Raw genomic sequence first — 21340 nt, 5'->3', positions numbered from 1 at the left:
CCAGAATGATTTCGCAACGGGCGAAAACGTAAATCAATATTGTATCCGCAGCCTGTTTATCAGGTTCTTGCGCAGGAACAGGGTTTAGCAAATCCGGGGTAAAGGTTCGCTGTGCGGCAGATCAAGCGTGCGCTTCACGCCATACAGCCCGGCGAGGCGCACCCCTTTCTGCGCCACCACCTCGCCAATAACCGCCGCCTCGCGCCCCAGCGGGTGCGCGTGCAGCGCCGAAAGCGCCGTCGCTACGGACTCTCGCGCCACGCCGATGACCAGTTTGCCCTCATTGGCGAAGTTCAGCGCATCAAGGCCGAGCAGTTCGCAGACGCCGCGCACGGCAGGCTTCAGCGGCAGCGCGCTCTCCTGGAGTTCTATTCCGCAGCCCGCGCTTGCCGCAAACTCATGCGCTACGGCATTGACGCCGCCGCGGGTGGCGTCGCGCAGCGCCTTCACGCCCGGCACGTCGCGCAGGCGCTGAATGAGCGGCGAAAGCAGGGCGCAGTCGCTCGCGAGCTCGCCCTCAAGTCCCAGGTTTTCACGCAGGTTGAGGATAGTCGCGCCGTGGTCGCCAAGCGTGCCGGAGACCAGCAGCACATCGCCGGGCGCAAGCTGCCGCGCGCCCCAGTGCAGGCCGGCAGGGATAGCGCCCAGCCCGGCGGTGTTAATGAAAATTTTATCTGCCGCGCCGCGCGGCACCACTTTGGTGTCGCCGGTGACAATCTGGATGCCCGCCGCGCGCGCGGTGGCCGCCATGCTCTGCGCCACCTGCTCAAGCGTCGCCATCGGCAAACCTTCTTCTATGATAAACCCGCAGGAGAGCCAGCGCGGCAGCGCGCCGCTGACCGCCACGTCATTGGCGGTGCCGCAGATGGCGAGCTTGCCGATATCGCCACCGGGGAAAAACAGCGGGTCAATCACGTAACTGTCCGTGGAGAAGGCGATCCGATCGCCGCTCGCGGCCAGCTCGGTGACCGGCAGACGCGCCTGATCTTCCTGCTCGGCGAGCCACGGGTTGTCGAACGCCTGCATAAACAAGCGGTTGATCAGCTGCTGCATCGCCAGTCCGCCGCTGCCGTGGGCGAGGGTAATCGTGTTCATGCTTCGCATTCCTCTGAACGATATTGATACCACGCCGCGCAGGCGCCCTCAGAAGAGACCATCAGCGCGCCGAAGGCGTTTTGCGGGTTGCAGCGCGTGCCGAACAGCGGGCACCCGGCAGGTTTGCAGCGCCCGGTTAACACATCGCCGCAGCGGGCGAGCGGCGAATCATTGACCTGCTGCGGCGCAGGCGCGAAATGCGCCTCGGCGTCAAAAGCGCGGTATGGCGCGCGTAGCCGCACACCAGAGTGGGGGATAACACCGAGGCCGCGCCATTCGCTGTCGCCTTCGACGCAAAACACCGCGTCGATCGCCTGCTGCGCTGCCGGGTTGCCCGCATCCGGCACCACGCGGCGGTACTGGTTCTCCACAAGGCTTTTCCCGGCGATGCGCTGCTCCACCAGCATCAGTACGCCCTGCAGCAGATCCAGCGGCTCGAAACCGGCGACCACCAGCGGGCGGGCGAAACGTCCGGCGATAAAATCGTACGGCCCGGTGCCGATCACCATGCTGACATGCCCCGGCGCCAGAAAGGCGTCGGTCTGGTTATCGGGCTGCTCCAGCAGGCTTTGCAGGGTCGGGATCAGCGTGATGTGCTGGCAGAAAAAGTAAAAGTTCCCGACGCCGCGCGCTTTCGCCTGCATCAACGTCAGCGCGGTGGCGGGCATGGTGGTTTCAAAGCCTAAACCAAAGAACACGACCTCACGCTGCGGATGCTGTTCGGCGATGCGTAGCGCATCCATCGGCGAGTAGACGATACGCACATCCGCGCCCTGCGCGTTGGCCTGTAACAGCGAGCCGTTTTTACCGGGTACGCGCATCGCGTCGCCGAAGGTGCAGAAGATAACGCCGGGGCGGCGGGCAATTTCGGTGGCGTTATCGATGCGTCCCATCGGCAGCACGCAGACCGGACAGCCCGGCCCGTGTATGAATTCGATGTTCTCCGGCAGCAGGCGGTCGAGGCCGAATTTAAAAATGGCGTGCGTATGGCCGCCGCACACCTCCATGATGTGCAGCGGATGCTGCGCGGTAGTGGAGAGCAGGGCCGCGCGCTCGCGCAGCCTGTCAACTAAGCGCAGCACCTGGTCGGGGTTGCGGTATTCATCAACAAAGCGCATCAGCGGTTCTCCTCGCCATACAGCAGCGCGCCGACATCCGGCTCCACCTCAAACATGTTTTGCAGCGCCTCTAACGTCTCGCGCGCGTCGCGCTCGTTAATCAGGCTCATGGCGAAGCCGACATGCACCAGCACCCACTGACCAAGACGCGGCGCGCCCGCGTCGTCATGCGTGCCCACCAGGGTCAGATCCACTTCGCGCGTGACGCCGCACACCTCGACGCGGGCGAGATTGTCCGTAAGCAGTTCGCAGACCTGCCCCGGAATGCCTATGCACATCGCTGTTCCTCCAGCCAGGAAAGCCAGGCGCTCATGCCGTCGCCGCGAGTGGCGGAGACCAGCAAGATAGTGATATCCGGATTGACCTCGCGCGCGTACGCCATGCATTTTTCGACGTCGAAATTCAGGTACGGCAGGAGATCCACTTTATTGAGCAGCATCAGCGAGGCGGCGGCGAACATATGCGGGTATTTAAGCGGCTTGTCTTCGCCCTCCGTCACTGAGAGCACCGCCACTTTGTGGCGCTCGCCGAGATCGAATCCGGCCGGGCAGACAAGGTTGCCGACATTTTCGATAAACAGCACGCCGCCCTGCTCAAGCGGCAGGCGCGCCATCGCGTCCTGCACCATCTGCGCGTCGAGATGACACCCTTTGCCGGTATTGACCTGGATAGCTGGCGTGCCGGTGGCGCGAATGCGCTCGGCGTCGTTCACCGTCTGCTGGTCGCCTTCAATCACCGCGCAGGCGGTGGCGCCCCGCAGGCGTCTGAGCGTTTCGGTCAGCAGCGTGGTCTTGCCCGAGCCGGGGCTTGAGACAAGATTCAGCGCCAGTTGCCCGCGCGCGGCGAGGCGCTGGCGATTGCGCTGCGCTATCTGGTTGTTCTTATCCAGCACATTGATTTCTATCTCGACCATTTTGCGCTGGCTCAAGCCGGGCGCGTGGGTGCCCGCTTCGCCGTGACCATAATCCAGGCAGCCCTGCGGCGCGACGGCGGGCGTAAACGCGGTAAGGTCAACCGTGGTGATGGGGGCCGCAATGCGTCGGGCGGCGGCGAAGGGGGCTTTGCGAAATGGCGAGTGCGGGTCGCGCTCGTCGCCTTCTATATAAAGGTTGCCGTGCTGGCAACCGCAGGTCGTACACATTTTCTACTCCTGTTCTATTTCCAGACGCTTGATTTGCACGCTGTCATCGGCGTCGATACGCAGATCCGCGCGGTGACAATGCGGGCAGCGGCGAACCAGCGAGGTCAGTAGTCGAACGTCGCGCTGGCAGTGGGGGCACCAGCATTGCGCCTCCTGCTGGCTGAGATGAAGCTGGCAGCCTTCGGCGCGCGTGTCGCGACACGCCAGTTCAAAACAAAATTCCAGCGCGCCGCGCTCGACGCAGGAGAACGCGCCGATTTCCAGCCACACGCCGGTCACCTTGCGCGCGTTAAGCTGCTGCGCCTGCTGTTCGATAATTTCAACTGCCCGCTGGCAGAGTGTGAGTTCATGCATAACGCCTCCGATACGATGCGCTCAACAATGCAATAACGGTGCCAGTACAGATAAAGGCGGGCGGCGGGCTGTCGCGGCGGGTGTCGAGCCTGTCGAAATGACATGTCGTGACAGAACAGGCGGCATGACGATTTTTAATAAAACCTTAAAATACAATCAGATAAAAAGTGGCATGGTTCCTGCTAAACAGCGCTATCTCTGTTAAATGAGCGAGTAACCATGATCCTCTCCGAATTAAGCCAGAAGGCGGAAGTTATCGCCGACCGTCACCGCTGTTTACAGGCGCACTGGCATACCTACTGCAACACGCTGGTCCAGGCGATCACGCTGTCACGCCAGAAACTGCACCATTCTCTCGGCTGCGAACCGCAGAACGGGCTGTGCTTTTTTTTGTTCGAACATTTCGCTGTCCGCGTGGAGCAGGCCGAAGGCTTTCACTCTCGCACTATTCATTATGTGATAGCCCGCCGCGACGGGCGCGAAGAGACGCTGCTCGCCACGGCGCACCTTGACGCGCAGGGCCTGCTGGACGGCACGGTCGATATCCGCGACCGCGAGCAGGTGCTGGCGCACTACCTCGATAACATCGGGGCGCTCTATGACGCGCTTTACGACGCGGTACAGCATGACGCGCCGCTGCGCATCAGCGAGATCCTGGCGGCCCGCGATGCGTCGTCACATTAACAGGACGACATGTCGGGACTGTCGAAATTGCCCGCCATCGTCACTTTTCGTCAAAAATGACTATCACCGGAGGAACCGCTGGTGAACCGTTTTATCATTGCCGACTCCACGCTCTGTATCGGCTGCCACACCTGCGAGGCCGCCTGTTCCGAGACGCACCGCCTGCATGGTCTGCAATCCAGGCCGCGTTTGACGGTTATGCGTAATCAGCAAGACTCCGCGCCGCAGCTCTGCCATCACTGTGAAGACGCGCCCTGCGCGCAGGTCTGCCCGGTGAACGCCATCACCCGCGAGGCGGGGGCTATCCAGCTTAACGAGAGCCTGTGCGTCAGTTGCAAGCTCTGCGGCATCGCCTGTCCGTTTGGCGCCATTGAATTTTCCGGCAGCCGACCGCTGCATATTCCGGCCAACGTCAACAGCCCGAAGGCGCCGCCTGCGCCACCGGCCCCTGCGCGCGTCGGCGCGTTTCTTGACTGGACGCCCGGCGTGCGCGCCGTGGCGGTGAAATGCGATCTCTGCCAGTTTGACGACGAAGGCCCGGCCTGCGTGCGCACCTGTCCAACCCGCGCGCTGAAGCTTGTCGATAACCATGACATCGCCCGCGCCAGCCGCCGCAAACGCGAACTGACCATTAACGCCGAACCCGGCGACCTCTCGCTGCTGATGTCGCCGCGCGGAGGAGAACAATGAACGCGATTTCCTTTTATCAGGGGGCGCTGGCGGCTTTTGGCGCCGGGCTGCTCCTCGCGCTGCTGACGGCCTGGCATAAGCCGCTCAGCGCACGGCTTGCCGGGCTTGGCGGCGCGCTGGGGTGCCTGTGTGCGGCTGCGGCGGGCGGCCTGCTGCTCGTTCACAGCAGCCTCGGGCCGCTTGCCACGCAGGTCGGCAATCTTGATGTGCGCCTGACTGCGTTCAACGCTATCTGGCTTGCCACCCTCGGCCTGCCCGGGTTCTTTATCTGCCTCTTCACGCTGGTGACGCCACGCGACGGCGAGACGCGCGCCAGCGGCGCGCTGATGAATTTGCTGCTGGGCGCGGCGATGCTGGCCGTTACCGTACAGAGCCTCGGCGCGCTGGTGGTTATCGTGGAGATCATGGCGCTCGCCGCCGTATTCCTGACCCCCGACAGCGCGAGCGGCAAGCTCTGGTTCGCCCTCGGACGGCTCGGCACGCTGCTGCTCACATTGGCGTGCTGGCTGCTGTGGCGGCAATACGGCACCCTCGATATCCTGGCGTTAAGCTCGCTTACGGCCGGACAGCCGTTCGGCGCGGGCGTCTGGCTGCTGGGTCTTGTCGGGTTCGGGCTGCTCGCGGGCATCGTGCCGCTGCATGGCGGCGTGGTACAGGCGCATGCGCAGGCCACCGCGCCCGCCGCCGCGCTCTTTTCCGCCGTGGTGCTGAAAGTGGGGCTTTACGGCATTGTGATTTTCTCGCTGATGAACGCCGCGCTGCCGCTCTGGTGCGCCGTGCTGGTACTGCTGCTTGGCATGCTCACCGCTTTTATGGGCGGGCTCTACGCGCTGATGGAGCACAACATCAATCGCCTGCTGGCGTATCACACGCTTGAGAATATCGGGATTATCCTGCTGGGGCTCGGCGCGGGGCTTGCGGGGATTTCGCTTGGCGAGCCTGCGCTCGTGGCGCTGGGGCTGGTCGGCGGGCTTTATCATCTTTTCAACCACAGCCTTTTCAAAACCACGCTGTTTCTCGGCGCGGGCGCGGTGTTTCATCGCACAGGGCTTCGCGATATCGAAAAGCTTGGCGGTATCGGTAAAACCATGCCGCTGGTGTCGCTCTCGATGCTGGTGGGCCTGATGGCGATGGCCGCGCTGCCGCCGCTGAACGGCTTTGCCGGCGAGTGGGTGATTTACCAGGCTTTCTTTCACCTCGGCGCGCAGCCGCTGTTTGTCGCGCGTCTGCTCGGCCCGCTGCTGGCGGTAGGGCTTGCCATTACCGGCGCGCTGGCGGTGATGTGTATGGCGAAAGTCTATGGCGTGACGTTCCTCGGCGCGGCGCGTACGCCTGCCGCGAAAAACGCCGTCGACGCGCCCTGGCTGATGCGCGGGTGCGTGGCGGGGCTTGCGCTCTGCTGCCTTGCAGGCGGCATCGCCGCGCCGTGGCTGCTGCCGCTGGTGGGCCGCGCCGTTCCGCTGGCGCTCGTGACTCCGGGCACGACCGTCTCGCAACCGGTGATGACGCTGCTGCTGGTAGGCTCGCTGCTGCTGCCGTTCCTGCTGATGACGCTCTTTAAAGGTGAACGGCTGGCGTCGCGCGCGCGCGGTGCCGCGTGGGTCTGCGGCTATGACCATGAACAGGCGATGGTCATCACCGCCCACGGTTTCGCCCGGCCCGTCAAGGCCGCGTTCGCGCCGCTGATAGCGCTTCGCAACACCTTTAACCCGGCGCGCTGGGTGCCCGGCTGGCAGAGCGCCTGCCTGCCCGCGCTCTGTCGCCGTCTGGCGCTGGTCGAGCTGGCCGTGCTGCTGGTGGTCGTGATTTCACGGGGAGTCTGACATGCAAAATATTCTTTTCGCTCTCATTCAGGCGCTGGCGCTGTTCACCTGCGCGCCGCTGCTGTCGGGCGTCACCCGCGTGGCGCGCGCGCGGATGCATAACCGGCGCGGGCCGGGCGTGCTTCAGGAGTATCACGACCTGTTCAAGCTGCTGGGCCGCCAGAGCGTGGCCCCTGCGGCCGCCGGCTGGGTGTTTCGCTTCACGCCGTTCGCCATGCTGGCGGTCATGCTGACCATCGCCGCCGCGCTGCCTGTGGTGACGGTCAGCTCGCCGCTGCCGGAGGCTGGCGATTTGATAACGCTGGTCTATCTCTTCGCCATCGCGCGTTTCTTTTTCGCCATCGCCGGGCTCGATACCGGCAGCCCGTTTACGGCGATTGGCGCGAGCCGCGAGGCGATGCTTGGCGTGCTGGTGGAGCCGATTCTGCTGCTCGGCCTGTGGGTCGCCGCGACGGTGGCGGGCTCGACGCATATCAGCCATATCGCCGCGACGGTTTACCACTGGCCTGTCGCGCACAGCCTGCCGCTGCTGCTGGCGCTCGCCGCCTGCGCCTTCGCCACGTTTATCGAGATGGGCAAGCTGCCGTTCGACCTCGCCGAAGCCGAGCAGGAGTTACAGGAAGGGCCGCTCTCCGAGTACAGCGGCGCGGGCTTTGCGCTCCTGAAATGGGGCATCAGCCTGAAGCAACTGGTGGTGTTGCAGATGTTTGTCGGCGTGTTCCTGCCCTGGGGGCAGATGACGATCGTAACCGTGAGCGGCGGCCTGCTGGCGCTCGCGCTTGCGGTAATAAAACTGCTGGTGGGCGTGCTGGTGATGGCGCTGTTTGAAAACAGCATGGCGCGCCTGCGTTTTAACGCCGTCTCGCGCGTCACCTGGACCGGTTTCGGTCTGGCCTTTTTAGCTTTCGTCTCCTTGCTGGCGGCGTGATAAGAGAACTGAATGATGTCTGAAGAAAAAACAGGGCAACACTATCTGCGCGCGCTGCACGAGGCGTTTCCCGGCGTGGTGCTTGATGAAGCCTGGCAAACCCGCGACCAGCTTACGGTCACGGTGAAAATCAATGACCTGCCGGAAGTGGTGGCGTTTCTTTACTACCAGCAGGGCGGCTGGCTGTCGGTGCTGTTCGGCAATGACGAACGTAAGCTCTGCGGCAGTTACGCAGTCTACTACGTGCTCTCGATGGAGCAGGGCGTGAAGTGCTGGATAACCGTGCGGGTGGAGGTGGATGCCAGTAAACCGGAGTTTCCGTCCGTGACGCCGCGCGTGCCTGCCGCCGTCTGGGGCGAGCGCGAAGTGCGTGATATGTACGGGCTTATCCCGGTCGGCCTGCCTGACGAGCGCCGCCTGGTGCTGCCGGACGACTGGCCGGACTCGCTCTATCCCCTGCGTAAAGACAGCATGGATTACCGTCAGCGCCCGGCGCCGACCAGCGATAAAGAGACCTACGAGTTTATTAACGAGCTGGGCGATGCCAAAAACAATGTGGTGCCGATTGGCCCGCTCCATGTCACCTCCGACGAGCCGGGCCACTTCCGGCTGTTTGTCGATGGCGAAAATATTATCGATGCCGACTACCGGCTCTTTTACGTGCATCGCGGCATGGAGAAACTCGCCGAAACCCGTATGGGCTACAACGAAGTGACGTTTCTCTCCGACCGCGTCTGCGGCATCTGCGGCTTTGCCCACAGCACGGCGTACACCACGTCGGTGGAGAACGCGATGGGCATTCAGGTGCCGGAACGCGCGCAGATGATCCGCGCCATTCTGCTGGAGGTGGAGCGTCTGCACAGTCATCTGCTCAACCTCGGCCTGGCGTGCCACTTCGTTGGGTTCGACTCCGGGTTTATGCAGTTTTTCCGGGTGCGTGAAACCTCCATGAAGATGGCGGAGATCCTCACCGGCGCGCGTAAAACCTACGGGATGAACCTGATTGGCGGCATACGCCGCGACCTGCTGAAAGACGACATGATCCAGACCCGTCAGCTGGCCCAGCAGATGCGCCGCGAGGTGCAGGATCTGGTGAGCATTTTACTCAGCACGCCGAATATTGAGCAGCGCACCGCGGGCGTCGGCCGTCTCGACCCGCAGATCGCCCGCGATTTCAGCAACGTCGGGCCGATGGTGCGCGCCAGCGGACATGCCCGCGATACCCGCGCCGATCACCCGTTTGTCGGTTACGGCCTGTTGCCGATGGAGGTGCACATCGAGCAGGGCTGTGACGTGATTTCGCGCCTTAAAGTGCGCATCAACGAGGTGTTCACCGCGCTCAATATGATCGATTTCGGGCTCGATAACCTGCCCGGCGGCCCGCTGCTGATAGAAGGGTTTACCTATATCCCGAACCGTTTTGCGCTCGGATTTTCCGAGGCGCCGCGCGGCGATGATATTCACTGGAGCATGACCGGCGACAACCAGAAGCTTTACCGCTGGCGCTGCCGCGCCGCGACCTACGCCAACTGGCCGACGCTGCGTTATATGCTGCGCGGCAACACGGTCTCCGACGCGCCGCTGATTATCGGCAGCCTCGACCCGTGCTACTCCTGCACTGACCGCATGACGGTGGTGGATGTGCGCAAGAAGAAGAGCCAGGTGGTGCCGTATAAAGAGCTTGAGCGTTACAGCATTGAACGTAAAAACTCGCCGCTGAAATAGTGCCGTTCGCCACTGGGGGCGCTGAGCTGACCGCCCTGCGAGAGATGTCTCGCATATTGATGCAGGGCGGGTAAGCGCCAGCGCGCCCGCCGCGTAAAAGCGTCGCGCACGCGACAGGAGTCAACATGTTTACCTTTATCAAAAAAGCCTTAAAAACCGGCGTCGCAACCCATCGCTATCCGCTGGAGCCGATGCCGGTCGACAAAAATTTCCGCGGTAAGCCGCAGCATGATCCGCAGCAGTGCATCGGCTGTGCGGCATGCATTAACGCCTGTCCGTCAAACGCCTTGACGGTCGCGACTGACCTCGAACACGACCGTCTCGACTGGCAATTCAACCTCGGGCGCTGCATTTTTTGCGGCCGCTGCGAAGAGGTCTGCCCGACGGCGGCGATCCGCCTTACGCCGGAATATGAACTTGCCGTCTGGCGCAAAGAGGATTTTCTCCAGCAGGCGAGCTTCGCGCTCTGCCGCTGTCGCGCCTGTCAGCAGCCGTTCGCGGTGCAAAAAGAGGTGGACTACGCGATAGCGTTGCTCGCGCACAACGGCGATGCGCGCGCCGAGCGTCACCGCGCCAGTTTTGAAACCTGCCCGGACTGCAAACGCCAGCAGGGACTGGCGCCCTCTGCGCTTATCGATCTGACCCGCGAAATGAAGGAGGCGGTGTGATGAACCTGCTCGGCCCACGCGACAGCAACAATATTCCCATTCCGGTGACGGTAGACGAATCCATCGCGCGCATGAAAACGTCGCTTTTGAAAAATATCAAACGGTCGGCGTACGTCTATCGCGTTGACTGCGGCGGGTGCAACGGCTGCGAAATAGAAATTTTCGCCACGCTCTCGCCGCTGTTCGATGCGGAACGCTTCGGCATTAAAGTCGTACCGTCGCCGCGCCATGCCGACATTCTGCTGTTTACCGGCGCAGTGACGCGCGCCATGCGCTCGCCCGCGCTGCGTGCCTGGGAATCGGCCCCTGACCCGAAGATCTGTATCTCTTACGGCGCCTGCGGCAACAGCGGCGGCATCTTTCACGATCTCTACTGCGTCTGGGGCGGCACCGATAAAATCGTGCCGGTGGATGTTTACATTCCCGGCTGCCCGCCGACGCCAGCCGCGACGCTCTACGGCTTTGCGATGGCGCTCGGGCTGCTGGAGCAGAAAATCCATGCCCGCCTGCCGGATGAGAAAGACAACCAGGCGGCGGAGATCCTCCACCCGGAGATGGTCCAGCCGCTACGCGTGCGCGTTGACCGCGCGGCTCGCCGTCTGGCGGGGTATCGCTATGGCCGCCAGATAGCCGACGACTATTTGCGTCACCTGACGGCGGGCGAGCAGAACGTCGCCGGATGGCTGTCACAGGAGAACGACCCGCGGCTGAGCGAAATCGTCGCGCAGCTTGAGGCCATCGTGGCGCAGGAGCGTGTCGGATGAGCGAAACCGTGGTGTTCAGCCGGCTGTCGCGCAAGTTCGTCGATGAAAACGATGCGACGCCGCCGCAGGCGCAGCAGGTTATCTACTACAGCCTGGCGATTGGCCACCATCTGGGCGTGATTGACTGCCTGAAGGCGTCGCTGGTCTGCCCGTTTGAGGCCTACCAGGCATGGATAGCGACACTCGCGCCCGGCGAGGCGCAGCGAAAAATGCAGGGCGTGCCGCGTTATGGCGAAATCGTTATCGACCAGAATCACGTCACGCTGCTGGCGCGCGCCTTTGACGAGGCGATGGCGCGCCAGAATGAACAGCAACAGGGCTGGAGCCGCGAGCTGCTCGGGCTGTTGCAGGCTATTCAGCAGGAACCGGCAGTGTATGTAATGGTGAGGAGGGATCGTGACTGATGTTTTATTGTGTGTCGGCAACAGCATGATGGGCGATGACGGCGCAGGGCCGCTGCTCGCCGAGAAATTTCGCGCCGCGCCGCAGGGTGAGTGGGTGCTGGTGGATGGCGGCACCGCGCCGGAGAACGACATCGGCGCTATCCGCGAACGGCGCCCGCAGCGGCTGTTGCTGGTGGATGCGACCGAGATGGGGCTCAGCCCTGGCGAAATTCGCATTATCGACCCGGACGATATTTCTGAGATGTTTATGATGACGACCCACAATATGCCGCTCAGTTATCTGGTGGATCAGCTGCGCGACGACGTGGGCGAGGTGATTTTCCTCGGCATCCAGCCTGATATCGTGGGGTTTTATTACCCGATGACCGACGCGGTGAAAAGTGCGGTCGATACCGTTTATGGCCGTCTGGCCGACTGGGAAGGCAACGGCGGGTTCGCGGCGCTGGCGGTGGAAGAGGGCGTCTAGTGTAGATGGCGGGTGCGCGTCCTAAAGATGTGCGGACGGTAAGTCAGATGGTTTTGCTCCGGCTTAAAAAAATCGGCCGGGCTGTTTCGCCGCAGGCCGGGGCGCACCGGAGGGACAAAAATGCCGGGAGCATTTTTGAACAACGCGAAGCGTTGGCCCCGAAGGGGCGAGGCTCAGGGATGGGCCGAGTAAGCGGTGCGAGGGCATGACAATACAGGGACGTATTGTCTTGCCCGACCCGTGGCCGGAGGGAATAAGGCGCGGCTTCCCCGCAGGGGCGATTTTCCGCCGGGAGCCGGGATTGCAAAGGGGGCGGCGGCGAGCCCCCTTTGCACGTTCGCGTGAGAAAGGCGCACATATAAACGCGACGTGATGGCGAACGGAACGATGTCACCGCCGTTGCATAGTCCCCGTTAATCCGGTGGTGGGTGCGCATTCGCTTACCCACCCTACAACCCGGCCCGCAACCCGGTGGTGGGTGCGCTGCGCTTACCCACCCTACAACGGCATCGAGCCTTCGATGATCCAGAGCGGGTAAACAACGTGCACCCGCCGCCCCGCCCGTATTTCCCCCCGCCAGATATCTCCGAAACCGGCCTCTGGGTGCCAGGAATACTCTGAATAAAAAAAGCGCTGTCCAGCATCGTATACAGTTGATGGAGTGGAGGGAGAAACTGATGAACAGACAAGACATTTATTCGTTCAAAAACTTCGATTTTCTGGCGAGCAGTTTTGCCCGTATGAACGGAGAAGGACGCCGTATCGATATCGACGCCATCACCGGCAATATGAGCGAGGCGCAATCCGCCTGGTTTCGTGAGCGCTATCACTACTACCGTAAGCAAGGGCTGCAACAGATTATCAGCACAGCCCGCAGTGAAACGGAGCTGTGCGCGTAAGAGCGTTAAAACGTACGACCGACGAAGCGGGTTATCAGACCCGCTTTTTTGTTGCCTTAATTCCGTCATTTTTCATCGTCATAAGTGTCGATGACACCGCAATAAAACACGCCCCTTAAATAATCTTCATTAAAATCAATGTAATAAAACCTGGCACGGATCGTGTATTGGCCTGTGGGTTCAACCTACAGCCGGAGACCATGATGAACCGCTTCATCATTGCTGATTCAAGTAAATGTATTGGATGCCGCACCTGCGAGGTGGCGTGCGTGGTGTCGCATCAGGAAAACCAGGACTGCGCCGCGCTCACGCCGCAAACCTTTCTGCCCCGCATTCATGTTGTTAAAGGCGTGAATGTCTCCACCGCGACCATGTGCCGCCAGTGTGAAGACGCGCCGTGCGCGAGCGTCTGCCCAAACGGCGCTATCAGCCGCGACGACGATTTCGTCCATGTCCATCAGGAGCGCTGCATCGGCTGCAAAACCTGCGTGGTCGCGTGCCCTTACGGCGCGATGGAAGTCGTCGTGCGCCCCGTGGTGCGCAACAGCGGCGCCGGGCTTAACGTGCTGGCCGAAAAAGCCGAAGCCAATAAATGCGATCTCTGCCATCACCGCGCAGAAGGCCCGGCCTGCATCGACGCGTGCCCGACCAACGCCATTGTCTGCATCGATCGCAACCGTCTGGAAGCGCTCAGCGCCGAGCGTCGCCGCCGCGCCGCGCTCGATGGCCTCTCATCCCTGGCTTTTTAAGCCATCGATTTCACTTTTAACAGGTCTGTTACTGATGAAAAAAATCACCAGCGTCTGTCCGTACTGCGGTGCGGGCTGCAAACTCAAGCTCGTCGTGGATAACAACAAAATCATTCGCGCCGAGGCGGCCGAAGGCGTCACCAACCAGAACCAGCTCTGCCTGAAAGGCTACTACGGCTGGGATTTCCTTAATGATACCCAGCTTCTGACGCCGCGCCTCACCCAGCCTATGATCCGCTACGAAAAAGGCGGCGCGTTGAAGGCCGTCTCCTGGGAAGAGGCCATTCGCTACACCGCAGAGCGTCTGTCGGCCATCAAAGAGCAGTACGGCCCACGCGCCATCATGACCACCGGCTCCTCGCGCGGCACGGGCAACGAAACCAACTATGTAATGCAGAAATTCGCCCGCGCGGTCATCAACACCAATAACGTTGACTGCTGCGCCCGCGTCTGCCACGGGCCGTCGGTCGCAGGCCTTCAGCAGACGCTCGGCAACGGCGCGATGAGCAACTCCATCGGCGATATCGAACACTCCAGATGTCTGCTGGTTTTCGGTTATAACTGCGCCGATTCGCACCCGATCGTGGCGCGCCGCGTACTGAAAGCCAAAGAAAACGGCGCGAAAATTATCGTCTGCGACCCGCGTAAAATCGAGACCGCGCGTATCGCCGATCAGCATCTGCAACTCAACAACGGTTGCAACATGGCGCTGGTGAACGCTTTCGGCTATGTGCTGCTGGAAGAGGGGCTGTATGACAAAGAGTACGTGGCGCGCTATACCGAGGGGCTGGAGGCCTACCGCGAGACCGTGCAAAATTACGCGCCGGAAGCGGTCGAGCACCTGACCGGCGTCAGCGCGCAGCAAATTCGCCAGGCGATGCGCACATTTGCCGCCGCGCCGTCCGCCACCATTATGTGGGGCATGGGCGTCACGCAGTTCGGCCAGGCGGTGGACGTGGTGAAAGGGCTTTCAAGCCTTGCGCTGCTCACCGGCAATCTGGGGCGCGAGCATGTGGGCGTCGGCCCGGTACGTGGGCAGAATAACGTGCAGGGCGCGTGCGACATGGGCGTGCTGCCGAATCAGTTCCCCGGTTATCAGGATGTCGAAGATGCGGCGGTGCGCGAAAAATTCGCCCGCGCCTGGGGCATCGACCCGGCGGTGATGGACGACAAAATCGGCGTGCGCATCACCGAGGTGCCGCACCTGGCGCTTGAGGGCAAAGTCAAAGCCTATTACATCATGGGGGAGGATCCGCTCCAGACCGAAGCCGACCTGGGCCTGGTGCGTCAGGGTTTCGGGGCGCTTGATTTGGTGGTGGTGCAGGACATCTTTATGACCAAAACCGCCGAAGTGGCGGACGTGCTGCTGCCCGCTACTTCCTGGGGTGAGCACGGCGGCGTTTTCACCTGCGCTGACCGCGGCTTCCAGCGTTTTGAAGCGGCGGTAGCGCCGAAATATAACGTCAAACGCGACTGGGAAATCATCAGCCTTATCGCCACCGCCATGGGCTACCCGATGCATTACGACAACAACCAGCAGATCTGGGACGAAATGCGCGAGCTCTGCCCGCTGTTCTACGGCGTGACGTATCAGAAAATGGGCGACATGGGCCATGTGCAGTGGCCGTGTCCGACGCTTGATCACCCGGGCACCCCGTACCTCTACGCCGGCAATCGTTTCGACACGCCGAGCGGCAAAGGCCAGCTCTTTGCCGCGCCCTGGCGCGCGCCGGCGGAACAGCCGGACGCCGATTATCCGCTGGTGCTCTGCACCGTGCGCGAAGTGGGGCACTACTCCTGCCGTTCAATGACCGGCAACTGCGCGGCGTTGCAGACGCTCGCCGACGAGCCGGGCCGCGTGCAGATGCACCCGCAGGACGCTGCGCGGCTTAACGTGCGCGACGGCCAGCTGGTGTGGGTTAACTCTCGCCGTGGCCGCGTCATCAGCCGTGCCGATGTTAACGAGCGCATCAATCCCGGCGCGGTTTACATGACCTACCAGTGGTGGATAGGCGCCTGTAACGAACTCACCCAGGACAATCTCGACCCGGTCTCCAGAACCCCGGAAACCAAATATTGTGCGGTGAATGTAGAGGCGATTGCCGATCAGCGCGACGCCGAAACCTATGTCCAGACCACCTATACCCGCATGAAAACGCGCCTGCGCGACGCCGCGATGGTATAGCTCAACCGGCGCGGGCGCAGGCTCGCGCTTTCTGATACGACCATGAACCTGAACGGTACGATTTTACGCATCCAGGGCCGGGTGCAGGGGGTAGGATTTCGCCCCTTCGTCTGGCAACTGGCGCAGCAGTTAACGCTCGCGGGCGACGTCTGTAACGACGGCGCGGGCGTGGAAGTGCGCCTTACGCGCGGCGAAGGGGCGTTTATCGCCGCGCTCTGGCAGCACTGTCCACCGCTTGCGCGGATAGACAGCGTCAGCGCCGCGCCGTTTCGCTGGCCCGCGCTGCCGCAGACGTTTTCAATTCGGGAAAGCGGCGGCGGGGCGATGCGCACGCAAATTTCCCCGGACGCCGCGACCTGTCCGCAATGCCTGCGCGAACTCAACAATCCGGCGGACAGTCGCTGGCGCTATCCGTTTATCAACTGCACCCACTGCGGCCCGCGCTTCACCATTATTCACGCGATGCCCTATGACCGGCCCAATACGGCGATGGCGGGCTTTCCGCTCTGCGCGCGCTGTGCCGCGCAATACCGCGACCCGGCCGACCGACGTTTTCACGCGCAGCCCGTGGCATGCCCGGAATGCGGCCCGCAGCTTAGCTGGATAAGCGGTGATCAACACGCTGAAAAAGAGGCCGCCCTCCAGGCCGCGATTGCCGCGCTAAAGGCCGGGCAGATAGTGGCCATTAAAGGCCTTGGCGGGTTTCATCTCGCCTGCGACGCGCAAAACCCGCAGGCGGTGGCGCGCCTGCGCGCGCGCAAACAGCGTCCTGCCAAACCGCTGGCGGTCATGCTGCCGGTAGAGACCCGTCTTGCGGATAACGTCCGCGCGCGGCTTGCGACGCCCGCCGCGCCGATTGTGCTGGTGGATAATGCCCGTCTGCCGCCGCTGTGCGATCTTATCGCGCCGGGGCTTAACGAAACGGGCGTCATGCTGCCCGCGAACCCGCTGCAACACCTGCTGATACAGGGCGTCGACCGCCCTCTGGTGATGACCTCCGGCAACCGCAGCGGCGAGCCGCCTGCGCTCACCAACGCGCAGGCGCTCGCGCAGCTCGGAGAAATCGCCGACGGCTTTTTGCTGCATAACCGCGATATTTTGCAGCGCATGGATGATTCCGTGATGCGTCCTGGCGGCGAGATGCTGCGCCGGGCGCGGGGTTTCGTGCCGGATGCCCTCCCGCTGCCGACGGGTTGGCGCGATATGCCCGCCACGCTCTGTCTGGGGGCCGACCTGAAAAACACCTTTTGCCTGGCGCGGGGCGGCGAAGCGGTGTTGAGCCAGCATCTGGGCACTCTCAGCGACACGCAAACCGAAGCGCAATGGCGTCAGGCGCTGGCGCTGTTTTGCGAGATTTATGACTTTCACCCGCAGCAGGTCGTGGTGGACGCGCATCCTGGCTACCGCACGACCGCGCTCGGCGAGGCGATGGGGCTGCCGGTGCTTCGTGTGCTGCATCACCACGCGCATATCGCCGCGTGTCTGGCGGAGCACCGCTGGCCGCGCGACGGCGGGCCGGTGATTGCGCTGGCGCTCGACGGCATCGGCATGGGCGAGCAGGGGGCGTTGTGGGGCGGCGAATGCCTGCTGGTGGATTACCGTCGCTGCGAGCGGCTCGGCGGGCTGCCAGCCGTGGCGCTGCCAGGCGGCGACCTGGCGGCGCGACAGCCGTGGCGTAACTGGCTGGCGCAGTGGCAGGCGTTCGTGCCCGACTGGCAGACGCGTCCTGAGGCCGCAGGGCTTCTTGATAAGCCCTGGCAGCCGCTCGTGCGCGCAGTAGAGCGGGGCATCAATGCGCCGCGGGCGTCTTCCGCAGGCCGTCTTTTCGACGCGGTCGCCGCCATGCTCGGCGTGGCGCCGGACAGACAAAGCTACGAAGGCGAGGCGGCCTGCCGTCTTGAAGCGCTGGCGCGCCGTCATGGCCCGGTCGCTCATTCTGTGACGTTGTCACTTAAGGCGGGCGAATTTGATATGGCCGCCTTCTGGGCGAGCCTGCTGGCGTGTGATGCCCCGCCCGCGGCGCGCGCCTGGGCTTTTCACGACGCGCTCGCCTGCGGGCTGGCGGCGCTGGCGCGCCTGCACGGCCACGCGCGCGGCATCGGCACCATCGCCTGCGGCGGCGGGGTGCTGCATAACCGGCTGCTGCGCGAACGGCTGGCGTTTTACCTTCACGATTTCCGGCTGCTGCTGCCGCGGTCGTTGCCCGCAGGCGATGGCGCGGTGGCGTTCGGCCAGGCGGCAGTCGCCGCCGCGACGTTTTCATCACTTACAGGAATGTTGTCATGCTGACTCAATTGCTTCGTCTTCCCCCGCGCGCGCGGGCTCTGGTGGCCGCGCTTGGCCTCGCTAACCTGGCCGCCTGGTTCTGGGCGTTTTACGCTTTCCACAAGAGCCCCGCGCTGATGGCCGCGTGCCTGCTCGCCTGGGGCTACGGGCTGCGACACGCGGTCGACGCCGACCATATCGCCGCTATCGACACCGTCACGCGCAAAATGATGCAGCAGGGCAAGCGCCCGTTCGGCGTCGGCGCGTGGTTTTCGCTCGGCCATTCCAGCATCGTGGTGCTGGCGTCCGTCGCCATTGCCGCCACGGCGGCGGCGATCAAAGACGATATGGCCTGGTTTCACGAAGTGGGGGGTGTTATCGGCACTACCGTGTCGGCGGTGTTCCTGCTGGCGATGGCGCTGGTGAATCTGGTTATCCTGCGCGGCATCTGGCAGAGCTTCAACAGGCTCAAACGCGGCGAGCCGGTCACTGAGAATGCCGACGCGTTCACCGCTGGCGGCCCGATGAGCTGGCTGTTTCGCGCGACGTTCCGGCTGGTGGGCAAGAGCTGGCATATGTACCTGGTCGGCTTTCTCTTTGGGCTTGGGTTTGATACCGCAACAGAAATTGGCGTGCTGGGGATCTCGGCGGCGGGTGCGTCAAACGGCATGTCGGTCTGGTCGATTCTGGTGTTCCCGGCGCTCTTCACCAGCGGAATGGCGCTTATCGACACGCTCGATAACATGGTGATGGTCGGCGCTTACGGCTGGGCCTTCAGTAAGCCGCAGCGTAAGCTCTACTACAACATGACCATTACCGGCACGTCGGTGGTGGTGGCGCTGGTGATAGGCGGGCTGGAAGCGCTGGGGCTGCTGATGGATAAACTGGGCCTCGCCGGCGGCATCTGGGATCTGGTCGCCGGGGTTAACGATAATCTTGGCAACGCCGGGTTTATCGTGGTTGGCCTGTTTATCGCCTGCTGGGGGCTTTCGCTTTTAAACTATCGCCGCAAAGGCTACGACGCGCTGCCCGCGCGTTAAGCCGCGCCGCGCCTTTCGTCACGACACTTCTGACGAAAGGCGCTCCCCTCGACACCGTTATCACACTTCCCCGCCAAACATTCCCTTTTCTGTCAGCATGTTAGCTCCTGGCACGGTTTCTGCATTATTAGCGCCACTATTTACGCAGTTCAACCGGGAGCAACACCGATGAAAAAAGTCGTCACGGTATGCCCCTATTGCGCGTCGGGTTGCAAAATCAACCTGGTCGTCGATAACGGCAAAGTCGTTAAGGCGGAAGCGGCAATGGGCAAAACCAATCAGGGGGACTTATGCCTGAAAGGCTATTACGGCTGGGATTTTATTAATGATACCCAGATCCTCACGCCGCGCCTGAAAACGCCGATGATCCGTCGCGAACGGGGCGGCAGGCTGGAGGCGGTCTCGTGGGACGAGGCGCTCGATTATGTGGCGCAGCGCCTTGGCGCGATAAAAGCGAGCTATGGCCCGGACGCGATCATGACGACAGGCTCGTCACGCGGCACCGGCAATGAAACCAACTACGTGATGCAAAAATTTGCCCGCGCGGTTATCGGCACCAATAACGTCGATTGCTGCGCGCGCGTCTGACACGGCCCCTCGGTTGCAGGTCTGCACCAGTCGGTCGGTAATGGCGCCATGAGCAATTCCATCACGGGCATTGAAAATACCGATTTAGTCTTTGTCTTCGGGTATAACCCGGCGGATTCACATCCGATCGTCGCCAATCGGATCATTAAAGCGAAGAAAAACGGCGCGAAAATTATCGTCTGCGATCCGCGTAAAATCGAAACCGCGCGCATTGCGGATATGCATCTGGCGCTGAAAAACGGCTCTAACATCGCGCTTCTGAACGCGATGGGCCACGTCATTATCGAGGAAGATCTCTGGGACCACGCTTTTGTCAGCGCCCGTACCGAAGGCTTCAAGGAGTACCGCAAGATAGTCGAAGGCTATACGCCGGAGTCGGTGGAGGCGATAACTGGCGTCAGCGCGGCGGAGATCCGCCAGGCGGCGCGGCTCTACGCGCAGGCGAAAAGCGCGGCGATCCTCTGGGGCATGGGGGTCACCCAGTTTTACCAGGGGGTGGAGACCGTGCGTTCGCTCACGAGCCTGGCGTTGCTGACCGGCAACCTCGGCAAACCGAGCGCGGGCGTCAACCCGGTACGCGGGCAGAACAACGTGCAGGGCGCGTGCGATATGGGCGCGCTGCCGGACACCTACCCGGGCTATCAGTATGTGAACAACCCCGCGCACCGCGAAAAATTCGCCCGCGCCTGGGGCGTTGAGTCGCTGCCCGCGCATACCGGCTATCGCATCAGCGAGCTGCCGCACCGCGTGGCGCATGGCGAGGTGCGCGCCGCCTACATTATGGGCGAAGATCCGCTGCAGACCGATGCCGAGCTGTCGGCGGTGCGTCAGGCGTTTGCGAGCCTGGAGCTGGTTATCGTGCAGGATATCTTCATGACCAAAACCGCGGCGGCGGCGGATGTGATTTTACCGTCCACCTCGTGGGGCGAACATGAAGGGGTGTATACGGCGGCAGACCGCGGCTTCCAGCGCTTCTTCAAAGCGGTGGAGCCGAAGTGGGATCTGAAAACCGACTGGCAAATCATCAGCGACATCGCCACCCGCATGGGCTACCCGATGCATTACGACAACACGCAACAGATCTGGGATGAGCTGCGCGCGCTGTGCCCGGATTTTTACGGGGCTACCTATGAAAAAATGGGTGAGCTCGGCTACATCCAGTGGCCGTGTCGTGATGAATCGCAGGCCGATCAGGGCACCGATTATCTGTTTGAAAGCGAATTTTCCACGCCGAACGGGCTTGGGCAGTTCTTTACCTGCGACTGGGCGCCGCCGCTGGATCGGGTGAATGACGACTATCCGCTGGTGCTCTCCACCGTGCGTGAAGTCGGGCATTACTCGTGCCGCTCGATGACCGGCAACTGCGCGGCGCTCGCCGCCCTTGCCGACGAACCAGGCTACGCGCAGATCAACACCGCTGACGCGAAGCGGCTCGGGATTGACGACGAGGCGCTGGTGTGGGTGGTGTCACGCAAGGGGAAAGTCATCACCCGCGCGCAGGTCAGCGACAGGCCGAACCCGGGCGCGGTTTATATGACGTACCAGTGGTGGATCGGCGCGTGTAACGAGCTGGTGGCGGAAAATTTAAGCCCCATCACCAAAACGCCGGAGTACAAATACTGCGCCGTGCGCGTCGAGCCGATTCGCGATCAGCGGGCCGCCGAGCAGTATGTGATTGATGAGTACAACGCGCTGAAAGCCCGGCTGCGGGAATCCGCAAAGGGGTAACCGTGCCGTAAATCCATCCGCGCCAT

Annotated in this window: 20 protein-coding genes; 15 read left to right on the top strand and 5 right to left on the bottom strand. The window is 62.5% G+C overall.

Annotated features, from left to right (window positions below):
- Positions 1-84: 84 nt before the first annotated feature.
- From hypE to hypA, 5 genes are read right to left on the bottom strand one after another with little or no spacing between them, the layout of a single operon-like run.
- On the bottom strand, positions 85-1095 hold the full coding sequence (gene hypE, locus BJP61_RS12850; protein ID WP_171998497.1) for a hydrogenase expression/formation protein HypE: 1011 nt from the start codon (positions 1093-1095) through the stop codon (positions 85-87).
- Entirely contained in the window at positions 1092-2213 is a 1122-nt protein-coding gene (hypD, locus tag BJP61_RS12845; RefSeq protein WP_161578833.1) for a hydrogenase formation protein HypD, read from the bottom strand. The genes hypE and hypD overlap by 4 nt, the downstream gene beginning before the upstream one ends.
- The gene (locus BJP61_RS12840; protein ID WP_171998496.1) at positions 2213-2491 is read right to left on the bottom strand and encodes a HypC/HybG/HupF family hydrogenase formation chaperone; all 279 of its coding nucleotides are present in this window, start codon (positions 2489-2491) and stop codon (positions 2213-2215) included. Before BJP61_RS12840 ends, hypD begins: the two co-directional genes overlap by 1 nt.
- On the bottom strand, positions 2482-3354 hold the full coding sequence (gene hypB / locus BJP61_RS12835; RefSeq protein WP_038863282.1) for a hydrogenase nickel incorporation protein HypB: 873 nt from the start codon (positions 3352-3354) through the stop codon (positions 2482-2484). Before hypB ends, BJP61_RS12840 begins: the two co-directional genes overlap by 10 nt.
- Before the next feature lie 3 nt (positions 3355-3357).
- Complete coding sequence (hypA, locus tag BJP61_RS12830) at positions 3358-3708, bottom strand: hydrogenase maturation nickel metallochaperone HypA (RefSeq protein WP_171998495.1); 351 nt, start codon at positions 3706-3708, stop codon at positions 3358-3360.
- 219 nt (positions 3709-3927) lie between these two features.
- Here hypA and hycA point away from each other — a divergent pair, with 219 nt between their 5' ends.
- From hycA to fdhF (BJP61_RS12755), 15 genes are all read left to right on the top strand, one after another.
- A complete protein-coding gene (hycA, locus tag BJP61_RS12825; RefSeq protein WP_171998494.1) occupies positions 3928-4392 on the top strand; it encodes a formate hydrogenlyase regulator HycA in 465 nt (154 codons plus the stop codon).
- 81 nt (positions 4393-4473) lie between these two features.
- Positions 4474-5082: a 4Fe-4S dicluster domain-containing protein gene (locus tag BJP61_RS12820; protein ID WP_171998493.1), complete on the top strand. Its 609-nt coding sequence runs from the start codon at positions 4474-4476 to the stop codon at positions 5080-5082.
- On the top strand, positions 5079-6905 hold the full coding sequence (hycC, locus tag BJP61_RS12815) for a formate hydrogenlyase subunit 3 (RefSeq protein WP_171998492.1): 1827 nt from the start codon (positions 5079-5081) through the stop codon (positions 6903-6905). Before BJP61_RS12820 ends, hycC begins: the two co-directional genes overlap by 4 nt.
- 1 nt (position 6906) lies before the next feature.
- Positions 6907-7833 carry a respiratory chain complex I subunit 1 family protein gene (locus BJP61_RS12810; RefSeq protein WP_161581619.1) on the top strand — a complete coding sequence of 309 codons (927 nt, stop codon included), beginning with the start codon at positions 6907-6909 and terminating at the stop codon, positions 7831-7833.
- A gap of 15 nt (positions 7834-7848) precedes the next feature.
- Complete coding sequence (locus tag BJP61_RS12805; RefSeq protein ID WP_171999327.1) at positions 7849-9558, top strand: hydrogenase large subunit; 1710 nt, start codon at positions 7849-7851, stop codon at positions 9556-9558.
- Between the two features lie 125 nt (positions 9559-9683).
- Positions 9684-10226 carry a formate hydrogenlyase complex iron-sulfur subunit gene (locus BJP61_RS12800; RefSeq protein WP_038863270.1) on the top strand — a complete coding sequence of 181 codons (543 nt, stop codon included), beginning with the start codon at positions 9684-9686 and terminating at the stop codon, positions 10224-10226.
- Positions 10223-10990, top strand: a complete 768-nt coding sequence (locus BJP61_RS12795; protein WP_171998491.1) for an NADH-quinone oxidoreductase subunit B family protein — start codon at positions 10223-10225, stop codon at positions 10988-10990. The genes BJP61_RS12800 and BJP61_RS12795 overlap by 4 nt, the downstream gene beginning before the upstream one ends.
- Positions 10987-11394 carry a formate hydrogenlyase maturation HycH family protein gene (locus BJP61_RS12790; RefSeq protein WP_038863262.1) on the top strand — a complete coding sequence of 136 codons (408 nt, stop codon included), beginning with the start codon at positions 10987-10989 and terminating at the stop codon, positions 11392-11394. The genes BJP61_RS12795 and BJP61_RS12790 overlap by 4 nt, the downstream gene beginning before the upstream one ends.
- On the top strand, positions 11387-11860 hold the full coding sequence (gene hycI / locus BJP61_RS12785) for a hydrogenase maturation peptidase HycI (protein WP_171998490.1): 474 nt from the start codon (positions 11387-11389) through the stop codon (positions 11858-11860). The genes BJP61_RS12790 and hycI overlap by 8 nt, the downstream gene beginning before the upstream one ends.
- A 677-nt stretch (positions 11861-12537) precedes the next feature.
- Positions 12538-12759, top strand: coding sequence for a cell surface composition regulator GlgS (gene glgS / locus BJP61_RS12780; protein ID WP_075192128.1), 222 nt, complete (start codon positions 12538-12540; stop codon positions 12757-12759).
- A 203-nt stretch (positions 12760-12962) separates the two neighbouring features.
- Complete coding sequence (gene hydN, locus BJP61_RS12775; RefSeq protein WP_038863236.1) at positions 12963-13508, top strand: electron transport protein HydN; 546 nt, start codon at positions 12963-12965, stop codon at positions 13506-13508.
- A 34-nt stretch (positions 13509-13542) separates the two neighbouring features.
- Positions 13543-15693, top strand: a complete 2151-nt coding sequence (gene fdhF / locus BJP61_RS12770; RefSeq protein ID WP_171998489.1) for a formate dehydrogenase subunit alpha — start codon at positions 13543-13545, stop codon at positions 15691-15693.
- Positions 15694-15741: 48 nt separating this feature from the next.
- Positions 15742-17982 (top strand): carbamoyltransferase HypF, encoded by a 2241-nt coding sequence (gene hypF / locus BJP61_RS12765; RefSeq protein WP_255485534.1) that lies wholly within the window; start codon positions 15742-15744, stop codon positions 17980-17982.
- Positions 17976-18998: a HoxN/HupN/NixA family nickel/cobalt transporter gene (locus tag BJP61_RS12760; protein ID WP_038863231.1), complete on the top strand. Its 1023-nt coding sequence runs from the start codon at positions 17976-17978 to the stop codon at positions 18996-18998. The genes hypF and BJP61_RS12760 overlap by 7 nt, the downstream gene beginning before the upstream one ends.
- 168 nt (positions 18999-19166) lie before the next feature.
- Complete coding sequence (gene fdhF, locus BJP61_RS12755; protein WP_171998487.1) at positions 19167-21314, top strand: formate dehydrogenase subunit alpha; 2148 nt, start codon at positions 19167-19169, stop codon at positions 21312-21314.
- Positions 21315-21340 lie beyond the last annotated feature (26 nt).

The sequence above is a fragment of the Cronobacter sp. JZ38 genome (genome assembly GCF_008932145.1).
GTDB classification, from domain to species: domain Bacteria; phylum Pseudomonadota; class Gammaproteobacteria; order Enterobacterales; family Enterobacteriaceae; genus Cronobacter; species Cronobacter muytjensii.
This window is presented reverse-complemented; position numbering and strand designations above follow the sequence as displayed.

What these genes read in the sequence shown, in the direction of transcription:
- fdhF (WP_171998489.1), top strand. Translation starts at nt 13,543, where the DNA reads ATGAAAAAAATCACCAGCGTCTGTCCGTACTGCGGTGCGGGCTGCAAA.
- hypD (WP_161578833.1), bottom strand. Translation starts at nt 2,213, where the DNA reads ATGCGCTTTGTTGATGAATACCGCAACCCCGACCAGGTGCTGCGCTTA.
- hypE (WP_171998497.1), bottom strand. Translation starts at nt 1,095, where the DNA reads ATGAACACGATTACCCTCGCCCACGGCAGCGGCGGACTGGCGATGCAG.
- hydN (WP_038863236.1), top strand. Translation starts at nt 12,963, where the DNA reads ATGAACCGCTTCATCATTGCTGATTCAAGTAAATGTATTGGATGCCGC.
- BJP61_RS12790 (WP_038863262.1), top strand. Translation starts at nt 10,987, where the DNA reads ATGAGCGAAACCGTGGTGTTCAGCCGGCTGTCGCGCAAGTTCGTCGAT.
- BJP61_RS12840 (WP_171998496.1), bottom strand. Translation starts at nt 2,491, where the DNA reads ATGTGCATAGGCATTCCGGGGCAGGTCTGCGAACTGCTTACGGACAAT.
- BJP61_RS12805 (WP_171999327.1), top strand. Translation starts at nt 7,849, where the DNA reads ATGTCTGAAGAAAAAACAGGGCAACACTATCTGCGCGCGCTGCACGAG.
- hycA (WP_171998494.1), top strand. Translation starts at nt 3,928, where the DNA reads ATGATCCTCTCCGAATTAAGCCAGAAGGCGGAAGTTATCGCCGACCGT.
- BJP61_RS12800 (WP_038863270.1), top strand. Translation starts at nt 9,684, where the DNA reads ATGTTTACCTTTATCAAAAAAGCCTTAAAAACCGGCGTCGCAACCCAT.
- BJP61_RS12760 (WP_038863231.1), top strand. Translation starts at nt 17,976, where the DNA reads ATGCTGACTCAATTGCTTCGTCTTCCCCCGCGCGCGCGGGCTCTGGTG.
- hypA (WP_171998495.1), bottom strand. Translation starts at nt 3,708, where the DNA reads ATGCATGAACTCACACTCTGCCAGCGGGCAGTTGAAATTATCGAACAG.
- hycC (WP_171998492.1), top strand. Translation starts at nt 5,079, where the DNA reads ATGAACGCGATTTCCTTTTATCAGGGGGCGCTGGCGGCTTTTGGCGCC.
- BJP61_RS12810 (WP_161581619.1), top strand. Translation starts at nt 6,907, where the DNA reads ATGCAAAATATTCTTTTCGCTCTCATTCAGGCGCTGGCGCTGTTCACC.
- hypB (WP_038863282.1), bottom strand. Translation starts at nt 3,354, where the DNA reads ATGTGTACGACCTGCGGTTGCCAGCACGGCAACCTTTATATAGAAGGC.
- glgS (WP_075192128.1), top strand. Translation starts at nt 12,538, where the DNA reads ATGAACAGACAAGACATTTATTCGTTCAAAAACTTCGATTTTCTGGCG.